Source organism: Actinocorallia longicatena, from assembly GCF_039534125.1.
GTDB lineage: Bacteria > Actinomycetota > Actinomycetes > Streptosporangiales > Streptosporangiaceae > Actinocorallia > Actinocorallia longicatena.
In genome coordinates this window covers 123,326-142,243 of record NZ_BAAAUV010000021.1, presented here as the reverse complement: position 1 = coordinate 142,243, position 18,918 = coordinate 123,326, and the positions used below count along the sequence as shown (strand labels likewise).

The following is an 18,918-nucleotide window of genomic DNA, read 5'->3' as shown; positions in this document are numbered from 1 at the left end:
CCCCCGTCGACCGGACCCCCGCCGACCGGCGCTCGGCAGCGCCCGGGCCGCGATCGGCCGGGCCCGCACCCGGCGCGGACGAGGCGGACCCGACGGCGTCGTCGGTGCGGCGGGGCGGGCTGCGCGGCGGCCAGCGGGAGCGGCGCGAGCGGATCGTGGACGCCGCCGTGCGGATGATGGCCGAGCGGGACTACGAGAAGATCCAGGTGAAGGACGTCGCCGACGAGGCGGGCGTCGCCCTCGGCACCCTCTACCGGTACTTCGCCTCCAAGGACCACCTGTTCGCGTGCGCGCTGGGCAAGTGGGGCCACGGCTTCGGCGGCAGGCTCGTCCACCCGGCGGGCGCCTCCGCGCTGGAGCGGGTCACCGCGATCTACCTGAAGGCCGCCCGCGCGTTCGAGGGCGACGCCCGCGTCTACGAGATGATCACGCAGCTCGAGTGCACCCGGGACGCCCGCGCCGCCGAGATCTACGCGGAGTTCGTGCACACCCAGAACAGGGCCTTCGCCTCGGCCCTCGTGGACCTGCCCGCCGAGCAGCACCGGGAGATCGTCTGGGTGATGGGCGCGGTCCTGTCGGAGGCGCTGCGCAGCCGGATGCTCGGCCTGTTCGACATGGCGGGCGTCTACGAGCGGATCGAGACGGCCGCGCGGCTCATCCTGAAATGAACCCTTGCGACCTGGATCACGCCCGCCCTAATCTGGAAGCCAATTCTAGTTTCGGGTTCTAGTTCTAGCGGGACGGGCCGGTGTCAATGCTCAAGGGAAAGACCGTCATCGTGACGGGCGTCGGCGGCGGGCTCGGCAGGGAGTGCGTCGAGGCCGCCCTCCGCGAGGGCGCGAACGTCGTGATGGCCGCGCGCACCAAGGAGACGCTCTCGGCCATCGAGAACGAGCTCGGCAGCGAACGCCTGACCTCGCTGTCCGCCGACATCACCGACGCCGACGCCTGCGCCGAACTGGTCAGCCTGGCCCGCGCCACCTTCGGCCGGGTCGACGGGCTCGTCCAGGTCGCCGCCTACGAGAACGCGTGGGGCGGCCTCTGGGACTTCAAGCCCGACGAGTGGCGCACCGCCTACGACACCAACGTGCTCGGCGCCCTCACCCTGATCCGCCCGGTCGCGACCGCGATGAAGGAGGGCGGCGGCGGCTCGATCGTGCTGATCGGCTCCCAGTCGCAGTACATCCCGCAGCTTCCGCAGGCCGGGTACGCCGCGTCCAAGGGGGCGCTGCTGACCACGATGTACTACCTGGCGCACGAGCTCGGCCCGTCCAACATCCGCTGCAACATGGTCGTCCCGTCGTGGATGTGGGGCCCGCCCGTCCAGATGCTCGTCGACTACAACGCCTCCACCAAGAACATCACCAAGGAGGAGGCGATCAACGAGATCGTCGGTGACTTCCCGCTGCGCCGCATGACCGAGGACGGGGAGGTCGCGGACGTCGCGATGTTCTTCACCTCCGACCACGCCAAGGCCGTCACCGGGCAGCACCTGCTCGTCAACAGCGGGGAGATGTTCTCGTGAAGCGCGTCGTCGTCTGGGGCACCGGGTTCGTCGGGAAGCTCGTGCTCGCCGAGATCTTCAGGCATCCGTCGTTCGAACTGGCCGGGGTCGGCGTCAGCAACCCGGCCAAGGTCGGGGTCGACGCGGGCGAGCTGTGCGGCCTCCCGCCCGTCGGCGTCGCCTGCACCGACGATCTCGACGCCCTGATCGCCCTGCGCCCGGACGCCGTCGTCCACTTCGGCCCCACCGCCGCCCACGCCGACGAGAACATCCGGGTCATCGGCGCGTTCCTGCGGGCCGGGATCGACGTCTCCTCCACCGCGATGACGCCGTGGGTGTGGCCGTCGATGAAGCAGAACCCGGCGGCCTGGATCGACCCGATCACCGCGGCGTGCGAGGAGGGCGGGGCGTCGTGCTTCACCACCGGCATCGACCCCGGCTTCGCCAACGACCTGTTCCCGATGACGCTCATGGGCCTGTGCGGCGAGGTCCGCACGGTCCGCGCGCTGGAGATCCTCGACTACGTCAACTACGAGGGCGACTACGAGAACGAGATGGGCATCGGCCAGCCGCCCGGCTTCCAGGCGCTCCTGGAGATCCCCGACATCCTCGTGATGTCGTGGGGCGCGACCGTCCCGATGATGGCGCACGCGGCGGGCATCGAACTCGACGAGATCACCACCACCTGGGACAAGTGGGTCACCGACCGTCCGATCAAGACCGCGAAGGGGACCATCGAGCCCGGTCGGGTCGCGGCGATCCACTTCACGATCAACGGTGTCTACCAGGGGGAGACGCGCATCCAGCTGGAGCACGTCAACCGGGTCGGCCAGGACTCGGCGCCGGACTGGCCGCGCGGCACCGTCGACGACGTGTACCGGGTCGAGATCGAGGGTTCCCCGTCGATCACCCAGGAGACGGCCTTCCGGTTCACCGACGGTTCCGGCCGCGACGCCGCCACCGCGGGCTGCCTGGCCACGGGCCTGCGCGCGCTGAACGCCGTCCCGGCCGTCAACGCGGCCCCGCCCGGTTGGGTGACGGCCCTGGACCTGCCGCTGATCCCCGGAGCGGGCACGATCCGCTGACCCGCCCCCCACCGACGCGCGCCGGGCCCGATCCGCACACGGGCCCGGCGCGCTCCTGCGTCAGCGGGCCGCGAACTCCACGAGGTTCGCCGAGACGGGGTCGGGGCCGCCGCCGTTCTGGACGGCCGCGGCCGTCAGGACGTCCAGGTGCTGGTAGCCGGGGGCGACCACGACCTGGCCGAAGATGGTGCCGGTGTCGTCTCCGGCGAGGATCCCGTCGCCCGCGAGCAGGGTGATCGTCGGGTTGGCGGTGGTGCCGCCGAGGTGGACCGCGTCCCTGGTGATCTCGGGGGAGGAGCCGAGGGCGATATCGGTGACGATCTTCGTCGGGAAGAAGTGCTCGGTGAAGTCGAGCGGGTGCTCCGACAGGGAGCGGGCCAGCTCGCCGATGGACGTCACCTCCTTGGCGGGGGTGGTGAACGGGGTGCCGTCGGCGGACTTCGGGACGTCCTTGAGCGCGTCGTAGTCCTGCCAGCCGTAGAGCGGGCCGCGCGGCTCGTCCGGGATGGCCTTGCGCTCGGTCCCGGCCAGCCGGGCCAGCCCTTCGAGGCCGGGGGTGCGGACGAGGTCGTTCGGCAGCGGGAAGCTCTTGTCGGCGATGCGGCCGCCGGTGAAGAAGCCGACGCTGGCCTGGAGAAAGGCCAGCGGCTCGGAGTTGTCGTCGAGGAGGCCGCCGAGCGCGGCGGCGTTGGTGAAGCGGAAGTCCTTGACCGTCGGGGTGCCGGCCGCGAAGGTCGCGAGGTCCTTGGAGAAGAGGACCCGGTAGGTGGAGTCCTGGTTGAAGCCCGGCGGGATGCTCGTCGCGAGGTCGGACTCGCCGGCCGGGTCGAGCCGGGCGGCCAGGCCCGCGACGGCCAGCAGGTTCATCGTCTCGGAGTTGATCACCGCGGGCGCCGACAGGGTGCGCGGGATCAGCCCCCAGTCGAGGGCGTTCCGGACGAACGCGGGCCCGAGGTCGACCCCGGGCACCTGGGAGCCGGGGTCGGTGCCGGGCAGGGTCCGCTGGATGCGGGTGTCGAGGGCGAAGTAGCCGCCGCACCGCATGTACCCGGCGTCGGCGGTGGTCGCGGGGTTCCCGTCGAAGTCCCACTGGGCGAAGAACGCGGTGAGGATCCCGCCGAGGGAGTGCCCGCCGCACAGCACCTTCTCCCGCGCGACTCCCGGCAGCTCGGCCCCGAGCAGGTCGTACTGGTCCCGGACGGTCTGCTCGAGCCCGATGTTCTGGAGCCACTTCACCTGGTCGTTCGTGGGGTATCCGGCGAACTTCCGGCCGCCGGCGATCCTGCCCCGGTAGTAGTAGTCGACCGCGACGTGGACGTCCCCCGCGGCCAGCCCCGCCTCCACTCCGGTGTGGTCCTCCAGGCAGTTCGACCGCCGGTCCAGGGCCCAGAACTCGATGTGCCGCCCCTGCCGTGCGGCCAGGTCGACGGTGTTGCGCGCGACGCTGTCGAAGGCCCCCGCGCCCTCGAGGACCCCGGGCTGGGCGACCAGGATCCGGTCGGCCGCGGCGGGGTCGGCCGGGCCGGACACCGAGCGGAACCGCAGGTAGGACAGCCAGTCGCAGGCTTCGGGATGCGCACCCACGCTCGCGGGCAGCGGCACCTTCACCCGTACGGCAGACTCGGCGACCGAGGTGATCGGTGAGCTGCCCGTCACGGCCGTCTCGGTCCGCTGCGCGCCGCCCGGCGGGGCCGCGAGGCCGGGCACGGGGGAGCCCAGCGCGAGGGGGAGCAGGGCCAGCAGGACGGCCGGGAATCGGGACACCGGACGGAGGGACACGGGAGCTCCTTCTTGCCGCGGGCCGCCATCGTCGCCCCTGAGTCAAGAGAACGCTCTAGTTCTTTTTGATAACGAGCCGCGGGGGACTCCGCACCTCACTCCATAGGAGCCGAGGTGGCGGCCGTCACACACTGCTGGGGCCTTCCGCCCCCCGAGAGAGGATCCTCCGCATGCGACGGCTCATCGCCATGTGCGCGGCCCTGCTGGCCGCCACCGCCTTCGTCTCCCCGGCCCGTGCCGCGCTCGACAGCCCCTACGAACGCGGTCCCGATCCGACCCTCGCGAGCATCCAGGCCGTCAGCGGCCCGTTCGCGGTGACCCGGACGGTCGTCCCGGCCGGTTCCGGCACCGGTTTCAACCGCGGCACCCTCTACTACCCGACGGACACGAGCCAGGGGACGTTCGGCGGCGTCGTCGTCATCCCGGGCTTCACCGAGCCCGAGTCGACCATGAGCTGGTACGGCCCGCGCCTGGCCAGCCAGGGTTTCGTGGTCTTCACGCTGGAGCCGAACACCGTCCTGGACTTCCCGGACGCCCGCGCCGACCAGATGCTCGCCGCCCTGACCTACCTCACGACCAAGAGCGCCGCCAAGGACCGGGTCGACCCCGCCCGCCTGTCGGTCCTCGGCCACTCGATGGGCGGCGGGGCCACCTTCCGCGTCGCCCAGCGCAAGCCGGACCTCAAGACGGCCGTCGCGATGGCCCCCTGGCACACCGAGTTCAACTGGTCGAACGTCAAGGTGCCGATGTTCGTCTTCGGCTCCGACAACGACTTCATCGCCCCGGCCGGCTCCATGGCCAGCTCCTTCTTCACCAGCATCACCCCCGCCGAGAAGGCCTACCTGCTGCTCAAGAATCAGGGCCATATGGCCTACATCTTCGAGAACACCACGATCGCCCAGTACACGATCACCTGGCTCAAGCGCTTCCTCGACGACGACACCCGCTACTCCCCGTTCCTGTGCCCGGCGCCCGCCGCCAGCGCGGTGATCTCCCAGTACAAGGACACCTGCCCGGTCTGACCGGAATTGAGTAGGGCGTACTCACGCGGGCGGGGCGGGCTCGGCGTCTTCCTGACGGCCGCCGCCTGCATGATGACGGTCGCGTCGCTGCCGGACTTCATCGTCTACGCGGGCGTCACCTCCGGGACCGACCACGCGGTGCTGGCGCACCTGCTGGACGACGGCCTCGACGTCGCGGCGTTCGGGATCCCGCTCGTCTACGGGATCTTCGGTCAGCTCGTCGGCGTCATCCTCATCGGGATCGCCCTGGCGCGCGGCGGCCGGGTGCCCTCCTGGGCGGGGTGGCTGACGGTCGGGTCGGCGCCGCTGCTGATGGCCGGGTACGGCAGCGGCGTCCCGCCGATCGTCGCGGTGGCCTACGGGCTTCAGCTCGTCACGGCGGTGATGGCCGGGCGGAGCATCCTGAAGGACGGCATCGGCTGGACGCGTGCCGCCTGAGATTCAGGCGAGGAGCCGGCGGAGGATCTCCCACGCCGGCTCCTCCAGCGCGGTGGCGGGCTCGCCGAGGTGGGCGGTGAGGAGCTCGGCGATCGCGCCGACGGCGGCCAGGTAGAGGGCGTCGGGGAGGGGAGGGCGGGACGGGTGGGCGAAGTCGCGCCAGATCCGCAGGAGGTCGCCGACGCGCCGGTGGGCGGCCACCCTGCCCTCCAGGGCGACGGGCGGGAGCTCGACCAGCAGGCAGCGGGTGAACTCCGGTTCCCGCTCGACGAGCCGCAGATAGGCGCGCAGGCCGTCGCGGAGCATCTCCTCGGCGGTGACGCCCTCCCGCGCCGCCCCCGACAGATCCTTGACGACCTGCCGCTCGGCGCCGGCGCAGGCGCTGAGGAAGGCGTGCTCCAGATCGCGGAAGTGCTCGTAGAAGGCCTTGCGCGACACCCTGGCCCGCGCGACGACGTCCCCGACGGTCGTGTGCGCGTAACCCTTCCCCGCGACGGCCGAGATGACCGCGCGCAGCAGCCGGCGCCGCTGCTCCCGCCGCACGACGTCGACCGGGAGCCGGGCGCGTCCCCTGGGAAGCCCCGGACGGTCGGCCCCGTACTCGCCCGCGAGCTGTGCGTCTGACTCGTTCATTTTCCGCCTATCCTGCTCAAGGCCGCCTGCGGAACCCCGGTCCCGACCGTCTACCTCGTCGAGAATCCCGTCACCTAGCTAGACCGACTGGAGTTCCGCGGGGAAGCCCGTCCAGCGGAGGTCCTCCGGGAGGTGCGTCATGTCGTTGTAGACGCGGAGGGAGGCCGGGCGGTAGCGGGAGTAGCGGATGACGGTGAGGGCCGCGTTGCCCGGGTGCAGGCCGAGCCAGCGCCAGGCAGGGGCGTCGGTCGCGGCCCTCACCAGCCACGCCGCCAGCCAGGCGTGCGTGACCAGCAGTTCGTGCCGGGGCTCGTCGCCCTCGACGGGCCCGGTGAACCGCTCCATGGCCGCCTTCACCAGGGTGTCGCCGTGCTCGACCTCGGCGGCGGAGAACTTCGCCAGCCACGGGACGAACAGCTCGCGGAACTCCTCGGGCAGGTCCTCGGCCGCGGGGATGTGCGGCACGTAGTCGCCGGCCTCCTCGGCGAGCATCGCCGGAACCCCGTCGAGCTCGCCCCGGACGGCCTCGGCGGTCTGCGCGGCACGCGGCAGCGGACCGTGCGTGATCACGGACAGCGGGACGTCCCGGAGCCTCCGCCCGAGCAGGACGCCCTGCCGCCGCCCGCGTCCGGTCAGCCCGGTCCCGTCCTCCGTCGCCTCAGCGTGCCGCGCCACATACAGGTACCGATCGCCCATCGCGGAAGTATCGCAGGCCTCACCGGGCGCCGATGGCCTTCTCCATGTAGGCGTGGATGCGGCCGTCGGTGGCGGCGGCCGTCCAGAGGGCGAGGACCTCGGGCTCTCCGGTGGCGCGGGCGGCGGCGATGCGGGCGCTCGCCTCGGCGCGCAGCTGCCGCTTGGTGTGGGCGAAGGTGTCGGGGGAGACCGAGGCGAGGACGGAGGCCCTGGCCAGGGCGGTGTCGAGCAGCGACTCCGGGGTGCTGGTCTCGTCGGCGAGGCCGTGGGCGACCGCCTGGTCCGGGCCGTGGACGGCACCGGTGAGGATGGCGCGACGGCCCGCGACGGGCCCGAGCGCCCAGTTCACGATCTCGTAGGGGGAGGCGGGGAAGGGGACGCCCACGAAGATCTCCGGGACGCCGATGGTGCCCGCCGACATCAGCCGGTGGTCGGCCGCGGCGGCCAGGATCGCGCCGCCCGCGATGGCATGCCCGTTGACGGCCGCGACCACCGGGTTGGGAAGGTCGAAGACCGCCTGGAAGGCGTCGCTGAGGGCGGGCAGGAACGCGGCGACGTACTCGGCGCCGCCGTCGAGCATCCGCTTGAGGTCGACCCCCGCGGAGAAGGCACGGCCCGCGCCGGTCAGCACGACCGCCCGCTCGCCCGCCAGGGTGGGCAGCACCTTGGCGATCTCCTGGCAGAACTCCAGGTCCATCACGTTGACCTTGCCGTGCTCGAGACGGGCGATCGCGACGCCGTCCACGGACTCGATGCCGATCATGGTGCTCCGTTCGTCGGGGGGAACGTTGCGGAGTCTACGACCGGCCCTTCCCCGCCCACGCGAGCAGGTCGTCCACGGGCAGGGTGTTGACGATCATCTCCGGGGTCACGGCGCAGCGGGCGGCCCGGTCGCAGCCGTTCGGCAGCCAGTCGAGCTGGCCGGGGGCGTGGGCGTCGGAGTCGATCGAGAACCGGCAGCCGGCCTCGACGGCGGGACGCAGCAGCCGCTTGGGCGGATCCTGCCGTTCCGGCCGGGAGTTGATCTCGACGGCCACGTCGTAGGCGACGCACGCGTCGAACACGAGGGGGGCGTCGAACTCCGACTCCGGGCGCAGCCCGCCGCGCTTGCCGCCCGCCTGGACGATCCGCCCCGTGCAGTGGCCGAGCACGTTGACGCGCGGATCGGCGATCGCCGCGACCATCCGCTTCGTCATCGCGACCCGGTCCATCCTCAGCTGGGAGTGGACGCTCGCGACGACGATGTCGAGCCGGTCGAGCAGATCGTCGTCCTGGTCGAGGGCGCCGTCCTCGAGGATGTCGACCTCGATCCCGGTGAGGATCCGGAACGGCGCCAGCTCGGCGTTCAGCGCGGCGACCACGTCGAGCTGCTCCAGCAGCCGTTCGCGGGACAGCCCGCGGGCGACCTTCAGGCGCGGTGAGTGGTCGGTCAGCGCCAGGTACTCGTGGCCCAGGCCGCGGGCGGTCTCGGCCATGGTCCGGATCGGTGAGCCGCCGTCCGACCAGTCGCTGTGGGAGTGCAGATCGCCGCGGAGCGCGGCCCGCAGCGCCGCCGCGGCCTCGCCCGCCGGTTCCCCCGCGGTCGCCTCCATCCGCCGCAGGTAGACCGGGACCTCCCCGCGCGAGGCCTCCTCGACGACCAGCGCGGTGACCTTGCCGATCCCGGGCAGCTCGGTCAGGGTCCCCGACCGCACCCGCCCGGCGACGGCCTCGGGCCCGAGCTCGCGCAGCAGGTCGGCGGCCTTGCGGAACGCCCTTACCCGGTAGGCGGGCTCGTGTGCGCGCTCCAGCAGGAACGCGATCCTCTCCAACGCCTCCACCGGTCCCATACCGGCTGCCTACCCGCCCCCGGCCGTTCTATGGGCGCCCGTTTCGCGACGACCGGGCGGGTAGGGGAGGGCGATGGTCAAACGGATGCTGATCGCAGTGGTGGTCCTGTTCGCGGCGGCGCTCCCGCTGACGCTGCTCCTGGCGGCGGTGGACAGAGAGGGGGCACCGCTCGCCGACCTCGACGCCCGGGGCACCGCGGACATCAACGGATTCGTTCTCGACCACCGGTGGCTGATCCGGCCGATGCAGGCGACCTCCTACATCTTCCACGCCTGGGTGTTCCGCGGGATCGTGCTGGCCCTCGTGGCCTGGCTGCTGGTGCGGGGGGCGCGGCGGCTGGCGGCCTGGGCGGTGGTGACGATCACCGCGGGCGGCCTGCTGGGGCTGCTGACCAAGATCCTCGTCGACCGCCCGCGGCCGGACCTGCCGACGCCGATCGCCCACTTCCCGGGCGGCTCGTTCCCCTCGGGGCACGCGATGACGGCCGTGGTGGGCAGCGCGACGACCGTGCTGATCCTGCTGGCCCTGATCCACGGGATCTGGCGGTGGCTGGCCTGGACGATCGCCGCGCTCATCTCGTTCGCTTCCGGGGTGTGCCGGGTCGCGCTGGGCGTCCACTACATCAGCGACGTCGTCGCGGGCTGGCTGCTCGGGGCGGCGGTCGTGGCGGCGACGACCATCGCGTTCGAGGCCTGGCGGCGCTCCGAGGGCAGGACGCCCGTCCATCCCGCGCAGGAGGGCGTCGAGCCGGAGGCCGCCCCGCAGATCTCCCCGCTCGGCGACGCGGCGGAGGCCCCGCCCCGCACCTGAGCGATGTCTCAGTTTTGCGTAATCCTGCCTGACTCTTGCGTGATCTAGTCGGCAATTGTATGTTCCTCGCGGGCGCGCCCTCCCACGTGGCCCAGCTCACTCACTGGCTTCAGCCGAAAGGTCACCCCCCATGCCAAGAGCTGTGTTCGCGCTGCCCGCGATCCTCGCGGCGGCGGTCTTCGCGGCTCCGGCCGCGCACGCCGACCCCGCGCCGCCGCCCGCGGGAGCGAAGGTCACCAGGGCCGCCCTCGACCCGGCGCTCTCCGCCGGCCGGGGCGCGAGCGTCGGCTTCGCCGAGCAGGAGGCCGAGAACGCGGCCACCGACGGCGCGGTCATCGGTCCCGACCGGACGGCCTACACGCTGCCCGCCGAGGCCTCGGGACGCACCGCGGTCCGCCTCACCCCCGGCCAGTACGTGGAGTTCACGCTTCCTGGCGCCGCCAACGCGATCAACGTGCGCTACAGCATCCCCGACGCCCCCGGAGGCGGAGGCATCACCGCTCCGCTGAACGTCACGGTGAACGGCGGCGGCCCGCGGACCATGACGCTGACCTCGCAGTACTCCTACCTCTACAACCAGTATCCGTTCACCAACGACCCGAACGCCGACCTCCTGCACCCCGACTGGTGGATCACCGAGTGCGGCTGCGTGCCCGCCGCCACCACACCGGCGCCGGAGATCACCAAGCCGTTCCGGCCCGCCCACTTCTACGACGAGCAGCGGCTCCTGCTCGGCCGGACCTACAAGGCGGGCGACAAGATCAGGCTGACCGTCCCGGCCGGAAGCAACGCCGCCTGGACCGTCATCGACCTGCTCGACTCCGAGCTCGTCGGGGCGCCGCACGTCCGGCTGGCCGCCGCGAACGTCCTCGCCTTCGGCGCCGACCCGCTCGGCCGCCGCGACTCCGCCGGCGCCATCGACAAGGCCATCGCCTTCGCCAAGAAGGCCAAGCTCAGGGTCTACATCCCGCCGGGCGTCTACCGGGTCGACCGGCACATCATCGTCGACGACGTGACGATCGAGGGCGCCGGGAGCTGGTACACGATCATCAAGGGCAGGGAGGTCGCGCTCGACACCCCGGCCCCGGACGGCTCGGTGCACACCGGTGTCGGCTTCTACGGCAGGTACGCCCAGGACGGCGGGTCGAAGAACGTCCACCTGTCCGGCTTCGCGATCCAGGGCGACGTCCGCGAGCGCATCGACGCCGACCAGGTCAACGGCGTCGGCGGCGCGATGAGCGACTCCACCATCGACGGCCTCTACATCCAGCACACCAAGGTCGGCCTCTGGTTCGACGGCCCGATGAACAACACGAAGATCACGAACAGCGTGATCGTCGACCAGATCGCGGACGGCCTGAACTTCCACACCGGCGTCTCGAACTCGCTCGTCAGGAACAACTTCCTGCGCAACACCGGCGACGACGCCCTCGCGATGTGGTCGGAGAAGACCTCCAACGCGAACAACACCTTCGACCACAACACCGTCCAGTCGCCGACCCTGGCCAACGGCATCGCGATCTACGGCGGCGCCGGCACCACGGTCTCGGGCAACCTGGTCGCCGACCCCGTCCGCGAGGGCAGCGCCCTGCACGTCGGGTCCCGCTTCGGCGCCGAGGCGTTCACCGGCGGGCTGCTGTTCAGCGGCAACACGACCGCCCGGGCGGGGACGTTCGAGCTGAACTGGAAGATCGGCCTCGGCGCGATCTGGTTCTACGCCCTGGACAAGGACATCGCGGCCGACGTCCGGGTCACCGGCGACCACTACCTCGACAGCACCTACAACGCGATCATGATGGTCAGCGACTGGCCGGTGAAGGACCTGTACTCGATCACCGGGGTCCGTTTCAAGGACGTCCGGGTCGACGGGACCGGCACCTCGGTCCTCAGCGCCCGGGTCAAGGGCTCCGCCTCCTTCGAGAACGTGGACGCCCGCAACGTCGGCGCCGTCGGGATCAACAACTGCGGTTCCTTCGGCTTCCCGCCCACCGGCTCGGAGTTCTCGGTGACCGACCTCGGCGGCAACGACGGCGGCGGCACCACGGGCCCGTGGCTGGCCGGCTGGGAGCTGCCCAACACGATCACCTGCGACGACCGTCCACCGGTCGTCGCTCCGCCCGCGCCCGCTCCCTGGTGATCAGAGCCGATTCACCCTGAACACGCATCATTCGCCCTCCCGTGGGAAAGGCCCGGTGGACCTCGACCACGGGAGGACAGATGGCGCGGGCGACGAACGTTGCCACCGAGCCGCTCGGCACCGGAGATCCCGAGCAGATCGGGGGGTACCGGCTGCTGGGCCGGCTCGGCGTCGGCGGGATGGGCGTCGTCTATCTCGCGGAGACGGAGGCGGGGCCCGTCGCGGTGAAGACCCTGCGCCGGGCCGACGCCGTCGATCCGATGTTCCGGGCCCGGTTCCGGGCCGAGGCCTCGCACGCGGGCCAGATCGGTTCGGCGCACACCGCCCGGCTGATCGAGGACGGCAGCGACGCCTCGACCCCCTACCTCGTCACCGAGTACCTCGACGGCCCGCCGCTCGCCGCGGTCGTCCACGAGGACGAGCCGCTCCCCTCGGACGCCCTGTACGCGGTCGCGATAGGGGTCGCCGACGCCCTCGCCGCGATCCATGCCGCGGGGATCATCCACCGGGACGTGAAGCCGAGCAACGTCCTGCTCACCCCCGGCGGCCCGCGCGTGATCGACTTCGGGATCGCCAGGACCCTCGACGGCGCCGACGGCATGACCCAGACGGGCCTGGTCGTCGGCAGCCCCGGCTGGGTCGCCCCCGAGCGGCTGACCGGCTCGCCCGCCACCCCCGCCACCGACGTGTACGGCTGGGGCCTGCTCGTCGCCTACGCCGGGACCGGACGGCACCCGTTCGGGCCCGGCACGCCGAGCGAGCTGACCGAGCACGTCCTCACCCGCCGCCCCGACCTCCAGGGCCTCGGCGAGCCGCTGCACTCCCTGGCCGCCGCCGCGCTCTCGCGCACCCCGGCCGAGCGGCCCCGCTCCGACGAGCTCCGCCAGGCCCTGATGGCCCCGCGCTCGGAGCCCACCGCCGCCCTCGCCGTCGACCATCTCTGGACGACGGTCCGCGACGTCACCGCGATCGCCTCGACCTGGGCCCTGCCCGCCGTCGTGCCCGTCCCCGGACGCCGGATCGCGCCGACGGCCGCCTGGCTGGCGGCCATCCTGCTGGCCTCGGGCGCCGCCGCCGCGGGGGTCTTCTTCCTCGCCGGCCAGGACGACGCTCCGCCGCTGAAGCCCGACTCGATCATCACCACGATCACGGAGAAGGCGAAGTCGGAGTCCCCGAAGACCCGGAACACGACCCGGGTCCCGCAGCAGACGGTGCCCGTCCCGTCGGATTCGGCCACGCCGAAGCCGACGACGACCCCGTCGCCGACGCTGTCGGCCACTCCGTCCAAGACCGCTTCCGAGGCACCGGAGCCTGACACCGAGACGCCCGCGGGTGACGATGCGGGGAAGCCGACCGAGAAGGCCGACGCCCCCGTCGCGTCGGAGAACGAGAAGGAGAACCAGTGACAGACTCCGAGGAATCCCACGGCTCCCACGCCGGGCGCCCCCGCTCCTGGTTCAGCGTCAGCGTGATCTTCCTGGGCTTCCTGATCGGCGGTCTCGCCCTGCCGCTCGGCCCCGTCTGGCCGATGTTCTGGGCCGGCGGCGTCGTGATCGTCCTCGGCTGCCTGCTGGCCCTGTTCCTCGACCTGTTCGGCGACGTCGTCCTGGCCGTCCCCCGCGCCCACGAGGTCGAGATCGTCGACACCGACCTGTTCGGCCACGAGGGCCACACCCTCCGCGGCGGCGGCCACGGCGATCCCACCGGCCTCCCCGTCCGCGAGGACGCCGAACACTTCCCCCACGGCTGACCCCGGAAGATCAGCGGAGCAGGACCTTCTCGGCGGGGGCGGCGCCGTCGGTGGACCAGCCGTCGTTGCCGGAGGAGCGGGTCCACTTCTTGCCCGCGTGGCGGACCTCGGTGAGGCCGTAGCGGGAGGCGTGGGCGACCGCCCAGGAGGCGACGGACCAGCCGACCGCGGGGGGCGAGCCGGCCGGGAGGTCGACGCCCTGGGCGTCGGTCTTCATGCGGCTGCCGAAGGCGCGGCGCAGTTCGCGCAGGGCCTTGGTGGCGTCGGCGGCGCGCGGCGGGTCCTCGCCGTACCAGCAGGTCACCGAGGCGGGGGCGGTCCCGCCGAAGCCCTCGGCGAGGATCTTGCCCATCGGCTCGTGCTGCGCGTAGAGGGAGCCGTCGGCGCTGCGCTGGACCCGCTGGGCGGCGTCGTGCAGGGGGCGCTTCTCGTAGTCCTTGACCTTCACCAGCGCGTCGAAGAACCGGTTCGTGGAGTACACGGGGTCCTGGAGCTGGTCGGCCCGCCCCCAGCCCTGCGACGGCCGCTGCTGGAAGATCCCCACCGAGTCGCGGTCGCCGAAGGGCAGGTTCTCGATGTGCGACTCCTGCTCGGCGGTCGCGTAGGCGATCACCAGGGCGCGCGCCGGGAGCTTCTTGCGGTAGGCGACGGCCGCGATCGTCGCGGCGTTGGCGGCCTGGTCGAGATCGAGGCTGAGCGAGTCCGCGGGCAGGGCCACCGTGCACTCGTCGACGCGCAACGCCGTCTTGACCTTCTCCACCAGGACATAACCGCCCACACCGACGGCGCACACCAGCGCCGCGGCCAGCATGATCACCACCCAGCGCCACCGCATGAGGAAAACGTACCTTTCCGGGTCAGTGCCTAGGCCAGCCAGGCGCGGAGGCGTTCCTCGCACGCCACCACGTCCGGCAGCGAGACCCGCTCGTCCTTGTGGTGGGCCAGCGTAGGCGACCCGGGCGCGTAGTTGACGGCGGGCACCCCCAGCTCCGAGAACCGCGCCACGTCGGTCCAGCCCAGCTTCGCCCGCACGAGGTCCTTCTCGACGGCCTCGGCCAGGTCGTGTCCCGTGGTGGCCCGCACGAACGCCGCCGCCGCCGGATGGTCCAGCCCGGGACGCGCCGACTCGCTCGCGTCGACCACGGCCACCTCGAACCCGTCGAACAGCTCCCGCAGATGGGCCTCGGCCGCCACGAGATCACGATCGGGGGCGAACCGGAAGTTCACCGAGACCACGCACTCGTCCGGCACCACGTTCCGGGCGATCCCGCCCCGCACGAACACGGCGTTCAGGCCCTCCCGGTACCGGATCCCGTCCACGACGGGCTCCCTGGCCTCGTAGCCCTCCAGCAGATCGATGATCGGCTTGATCCCGTGGATCGCGTTCTCGCCCATCCACGACCGCGCCGAGTGCGCCCGCGCCCCCCGCGCGGTCACCTCGACCGTCAGCGCCCCCTGGCACCCGCCCTCGACCCCGTTGTCGGTCGGCTCCATCAGCACCGCGAAGTCCCCGGCCAGCAGCTCGGGCCGCGTCTCGACGATCCGCTTCAGGCCGTTGCGCTCCGCGGCGACCTCCTCGCACTCGTAGATCGCGTAGGTGACGTCCCTGGAGGGCTCGGTGAGCGTCACGGCCAGGCGCAGCAGCACGGCGAGCCCGGCCTTCATGTCACAGGTCCCGAGCCCCCACAGCACGTCCCCGTCGAGCCGCGAAGGCCAGTTCCCGTTGACCGGCACCGTGTCCGAATGCCCCGCGATGATCACCCGCTCGTCCCGCCCGAGCTCGGTCCGCGCCACGAGCGTGTCCCCGTCCCGCACCACCCGCAGATGCGCGGCCCCCCGCAACCCCTCCTCGATCCCGTCGACGAGCGCCTTCTCGTTCCCGCTGACCGACTCCACATCGACCAGCACCCGCACGAGCTCCCGCACATCCACACTGAGATCCATGCCGAGCACCCTATTTCAGCCCCGCACCAGCATGATGACCTCGTTGGGAACCCGCCCCGAGTCCTGCCGGTGCAACCCGAGTGAATGAGCGACGGCCGCGAGCATCGGCACATCGAACATCTCGGCCATGGCCAGCAGCTCCACACAGGCCGAGGACAGGATCCTCGCCTGGCGATCTTTCTGGGGCGCCTCCCACGCGTCGTTCAGGGCCCATGCGAGATCGGCCCTGGTGCGCTCGCGGAACTCCGTGAGCACCTGCCAGAAGTGTGTTCGACCGTCCTCCGCGCCGGCGAGGAGATCGAGCTCCAGGAGCGGATCGGCGGGAACCCGCACGACGGTGCGGAAAGGCGACGAGGAAGGGCGGGTTCTGAGAAAACCCTCATAGGCGGGCCCCGGTAGCTTTCGCTCGGCGCGACCGGGCCCGGAGACGTCCCAAGCCTCCACCAGGACGAAGTGGGCGGCGACCAGAGGACCGGGGAGAGGTCCGCGGGTGTTGAGACGGTAGTGGTGCTGGAGCGACCGTCCTCGCTTCTGGACGATCGCGACCGGCTCCACGCTCTCCGGGTAGGGCTCCAGCCAGTCATCGTCGCGGAACCCGAAGGAGGCCAGCAGAGAATGGGCCGCCGGACGGTTCGTCGGATGAGGCGTCCCGAATTCCGAGAGGATCGGCAGGTGCCTGCCGGTGAACGCCTCGATGAAGGCGAAGTAGCGTGCCCTCATGAGTCCGGCGAGTGATTCGGCGTCGTGGCCCCGGGCCTGGGAGGTGACCAGGGGCGGCGACTCCGGACCGTCGAGCTCGCGCAGGGCTTCGGAGGCGAGGCCGACCAGCGACGGCTCGAGGGCGGCGGCTTCCGCCAGAGTCTCCGGATCGGAGCGTGCGGCCGTGGGGGCGGTGAACCTGCTCAGGAGCGTGGCGGCCGCGTCCAGCTCAGGGCCCGGATCGAGGCGATCGGAGATCAGGTCGATGGCCTGCTGGATGGCCTCGATCTGATAGCCGTAGGCGGCTCCTGCACGGGCATGGATGCTTCGCGTGTGGTGGAGCGCCTCCATGGCGGCGGAGCAGAGGCTGAGCGTGGTGAGCGCGTTCCGGGCCCGGCTCCAGGGATGGGCGTGGTCGGCGTCCTCCAGGACCGCAAGGACGATCATGGCGACGCCGTGACGGCTCGGCGCCGCCACGGCACGGACGCCGAGCTGGAGTTCGGTCACCGTCTCCGTGAACAGGGCGGCGGAGAAGACCGCGGGCCAGGCCGCGGGCTCTTCGAAGGGCCAGTCCACGCTGGATTTGGTCCATAGCCCCTCCCTGGTCCAGACAGGGTGCTCGCACAGCGCGGTGATGGAAGCGGCGTCCGGATCACTCAGATCGTCCGTGCTCGGCAGGCCGAACCGCTCGTCGTCGGACAACCGGTTCAGCCAGTCGAGGAATCGTGCGCGTTCCTGAGGCGCCGCACCGACCACCGCCCCGCCGGATGAGGGGAGCTCCCGCATCCGGAGGCCGGAGTGTCTGAGTACGTCCGTGCGGAACAGGTCATAGAGGTGGACGCTCACCGGCGCCGTGCAGATGGTCGTGCCGTTGCCGAGGGTGATCACGTCCTTGAGCGCGCGGGTGGCGTGAACCCCCAGGACGAGGCGGCGCCGCTCGTCCGAGACGGAATCGGTCTGGGCGAGGATCGCGTTGAGGTGATCGCGGACGTGGGGATCGATCTCGGAGCTCTCGTCGGCGCAGTCGAAGGCGAGGGCCAGGGCGCGGACGGTGTCGGCGGACAGGCAGGCCTCGATGACGGGGGTGGCGTCGCTGTCGGCCGCCCAGAGCAGCGTGGTCTCGCGCCACCAGGGGTCGTTCACGTTGCCGACGAGGTGGCGGAGGTGGGGGCCGGGCTGCTCGCGGATCTGGGCGGCGGCCAGGTACTCCTGGAGCGTCAGGTGGGCGAAGGCGTAGTGGCCGTACTCGCGCTCGACGAGCAGGCCGCTCTTGCGGATCTCGTCGAGGAAGACCTCGGGAGTGACGTCGGCCGAGACCTGGCGGAGCCGCTGGCGAACGGCGCTGCGGGCGGCACCGAAGGTGATCGATTTGAGTTCGCCGCGCATCATGTGCAGCGCGAGATGCCGGATGACGCGGACCTTCTGCGAGCCGCGCAGGCCCGTGGCGTCGGTGAGGTCCTTGGCCTCCTGACGGCGGTGGATGAGGACGTCGCACATCTCGGCGTAGAGCTCGGCACGGCTGCCCGGAAGCTTGCCCCGGTACCGGTGGACGTTCGCGATCATCGTGAGGAGCAGCGGGTTGGACGCCAGGTCGTAGAGCGAGGACTGGGCACGGATCCGGTCGAGAAGATCGGCGGCTTCCCGGTCGGAGACGGCCCGGACGGAAGGCCCCCTCTCATTGAGGCCGCGGCTCTTCATCTCGTAATACCAGTACCGCAGGAACTCGGAGATCTGCTCGCCGGTGAACCGCTGCACCTGGAGGACCTCCGCGGCCGGTACCGGGTTGGCCTGGTAGCCGTGCGGGCGCGAGGTGAGCACGAAGTCGTTGCCCGGATACCGCTGGATCTGCCGGTTCACCCACCGGCTGACGCGCTTCCGTCCCGCCTCGTCGGACACCTCGTCGAGGCCGTCCAGGAGGACCACGCAGCGGCCGTGGTCGAGTTCGCCCCGCACCCATGCCGCGGGGACACGGCCGTCGAGCCAGGCCGCGGCGACCGCGACGTCCTCCAGTTCGGCGGGCTCGTCACCGAGGATCAGCGCGGCGTGGTCGCGGAGGTAGACCAGGATCGGCAGACGCCCCCGCCCGGAGCAGAGCGAGAGCGCGGTGTGCCGGACCATGGTCGTCTTCCCCGAGCCGGGCCCTCCGAGCACCGCCAGAACCCGTCCCTCGCCGAAGAACGACTCCAGCTTCCGGCGTTCGACGGTTCCCTGCTCCCTGCCGACGAACTCCGCGTGGGCCGCGTCCTGAACGGGCCGCCGCCGCAGGGCGACGTCAACGTAGACGTGGCGCATGAGGGGAGTGAACTCACTGGACGTGGCGATCCCGACGGTGTCGACGAAGCGCACGACCTCGTGGAGCTGCCGCAGGTAGGCCCGCCGGGCGAACCGGACCGGACGGTCACGGGTGCTCTCCGGCTCCGTCGCGACCGACGCCACGACGGCGGCGATGACGGCGAGGCCGAAGGCGACATAGGCCCAGGTCCAGCTGAGAACGTCGCCGTTGAGGACCTGGTTGGTGGCGACGCCCACGGCGACCGCCAGCCCCGCCGTGGTGACGATCATGGAGGCCTTGCGCAACCGGGTCATGGCCC

Annotated in this window: 17 protein-coding genes; 9 read left to right on the top strand and 8 right to left on the bottom strand. The window is 71.7% G+C overall.

Annotated features, from left to right (window positions below; all coding sequences use genetic code 11):
• From ABD785_RS31130 to ABD785_RS31120, 3 genes are all read left to right on the top strand, one after another.
• A partial coding sequence (locus ABD785_RS31130; protein ID WP_344835471.1) for a TetR/AcrR family transcriptional regulator occupies positions 1-668 on the top strand: 668 nt, incomplete at its 5' end.
• An 86-nt stretch (positions 669-754) separates the two neighbouring features.
• Entirely contained in the window at positions 755-1,525 is a 771-nt protein-coding gene (locus ABD785_RS31125) for an SDR family oxidoreductase (protein WP_344835475.1), read from the top strand.
• On the top strand, positions 1,522-2,589 hold the full coding sequence (locus tag ABD785_RS31120) for an NAD(P)H-dependent amine dehydrogenase family protein (RefSeq protein WP_344835470.1): 1,068 nt from the start codon (positions 1,522-1,524) through the stop codon (positions 2,587-2,589). Before ABD785_RS31125 ends, ABD785_RS31120 begins: the two co-directional genes overlap by 4 nt.
• A 60-nt stretch (positions 2,590-2,649) precedes the next feature.
• On the opposite strand, the gene ABD785_RS31115 is transcribed toward ABD785_RS31120, so the two are convergent.
• Entirely contained in the window at positions 2,650-4,368 is a 1,719-nt protein-coding gene (locus tag ABD785_RS31115) for a hypothetical protein (RefSeq protein ID WP_344835469.1), read from the bottom strand.
• A gap of 170 nt (positions 4,369-4,538) precedes the next feature.
• Between ABD785_RS31115 and ABD785_RS31110 the strand changes: the two genes are divergently transcribed.
• A complete protein-coding gene (locus ABD785_RS31110; protein ID WP_344835468.1) occupies positions 4,539-5,390 on the top strand; it encodes an alpha/beta hydrolase family protein in 852 nt (283 codons plus the stop codon).
• Positions 5,391-5,396: 6 nt separating this feature from the next.
• On the top strand, positions 5,397-5,828 hold the full coding sequence (locus tag ABD785_RS31105; RefSeq protein WP_344835466.1) for a hypothetical protein: 432 nt from the start codon (positions 5,397-5,399) through the stop codon (positions 5,826-5,828).
• Between the two features lie 3 nt (positions 5,829-5,831).
• Here the strand turns inward: ABD785_RS31105 and ABD785_RS31100 are convergent, their stop codons facing one another.
• The 4 genes from ABD785_RS31100 to ABD785_RS31085 all read right to left on the bottom strand — a co-directional run bounded on the left by ABD785_RS31100 (position 5,832) and on the right by ABD785_RS31085 (position 8,986).
• Positions 5,832-6,461 carry a TetR/AcrR family transcriptional regulator gene (locus ABD785_RS31100; protein WP_344835465.1) on the bottom strand — a complete coding sequence of 210 codons (630 nt, stop codon included), beginning with the start codon at positions 6,459-6,461 and terminating at the stop codon, positions 5,832-5,834.
• A 78-nt stretch (positions 6,462-6,539) separates the two neighbouring features.
• Positions 6,540-7,157, bottom strand: a complete 618-nt coding sequence (locus ABD785_RS31095) for a histidine phosphatase family protein (protein ID WP_344835464.1) — start codon at positions 7,155-7,157, stop codon at positions 6,540-6,542.
• 19 nt (positions 7,158-7,176) lie between these two features.
• Positions 7,177-7,920, bottom strand: coding sequence for an enoyl-CoA hydratase/isomerase family protein (locus tag ABD785_RS31090; RefSeq protein ID WP_344835463.1), 744 nt, complete (start codon positions 7,918-7,920; stop codon positions 7,177-7,179).
• Positions 7,921-7,954: 34 nt separating this feature from the next.
• On the bottom strand, positions 7,955-8,986 hold the full coding sequence (locus tag ABD785_RS31085) for a PHP domain-containing protein (protein WP_344835462.1): 1,032 nt from the start codon (positions 8,984-8,986) through the stop codon (positions 7,955-7,957).
• 85 nt (positions 8,987-9,071) lie between these two features.
• Between ABD785_RS31085 and ABD785_RS31080 the strand changes: the two genes are divergently transcribed.
• The 4 genes from ABD785_RS31080 to ABD785_RS31065 all read left to right on the top strand — a co-directional run bounded on the left by ABD785_RS31080 (position 9,072) and on the right by ABD785_RS31065 (position 13,684).
• Positions 9,072-9,797 carry a phosphatase PAP2 family protein gene (locus tag ABD785_RS31080; RefSeq protein WP_344835461.1) on the top strand — a complete coding sequence of 242 codons (726 nt, stop codon included), beginning with the start codon at positions 9,072-9,074 and terminating at the stop codon, positions 9,795-9,797.
• 130 nt (positions 9,798-9,927) lie between these two features.
• Positions 9,928-11,934: a glycosyl hydrolase family 28-related protein gene (locus ABD785_RS31075; protein ID WP_344835459.1), complete on the top strand. Its 2,007-nt coding sequence runs from the start codon at positions 9,928-9,930 to the stop codon at positions 11,932-11,934.
• Between the two features lie 80 nt (positions 11,935-12,014).
• The gene (locus ABD785_RS31070; RefSeq protein ID WP_344835457.1) at positions 12,015-13,340 is read left to right on the top strand and encodes a serine/threonine-protein kinase; all 1,326 of its coding nucleotides are present in this window, start codon (positions 12,015-12,017) and stop codon (positions 13,338-13,340) included.
• The gene (locus tag ABD785_RS31065) at positions 13,337-13,684 is read left to right on the top strand and encodes an HGxxPAAW family protein (protein WP_344835455.1); all 348 of its coding nucleotides are present in this window, start codon (positions 13,337-13,339) and stop codon (positions 13,682-13,684) included. The genes ABD785_RS31070 and ABD785_RS31065 overlap by 4 nt, the downstream gene beginning before the upstream one ends.
• A 10-nt stretch (positions 13,685-13,694) precedes the next feature.
• Here the strand turns inward: ABD785_RS31065 and ABD785_RS31060 are convergent, their stop codons facing one another.
• The 3 genes from ABD785_RS31060 to ABD785_RS31050 are packed head-to-tail and all read right to left on the bottom strand — an operon-like array spanning position 13,695 to position 18,913.
• Positions 13,695-14,519 carry a hypothetical protein gene (locus ABD785_RS31060; protein WP_344835453.1) on the bottom strand — a complete coding sequence of 275 codons (825 nt, stop codon included), beginning with the start codon at positions 14,517-14,519 and terminating at the stop codon, positions 13,695-13,697.
• 29 nt (positions 14,520-14,548) lie between these two features.
• Positions 14,549-15,628, bottom strand: coding sequence for a succinyl-diaminopimelate desuccinylase (gene dapE / locus ABD785_RS31055; protein ID WP_344835451.1), 1,080 nt, complete (start codon positions 15,626-15,628; stop codon positions 14,549-14,551).
• Positions 15,629-15,643: 15 nt separating this feature from the next.
• Positions 15,644-18,913, bottom strand: coding sequence for an NACHT domain-containing protein (locus ABD785_RS31050; RefSeq protein ID WP_344835450.1), 3,270 nt, complete (start codon positions 18,911-18,913; stop codon positions 15,644-15,646).
• Positions 18,914-18,918: the final 5 nt, after the last annotated feature.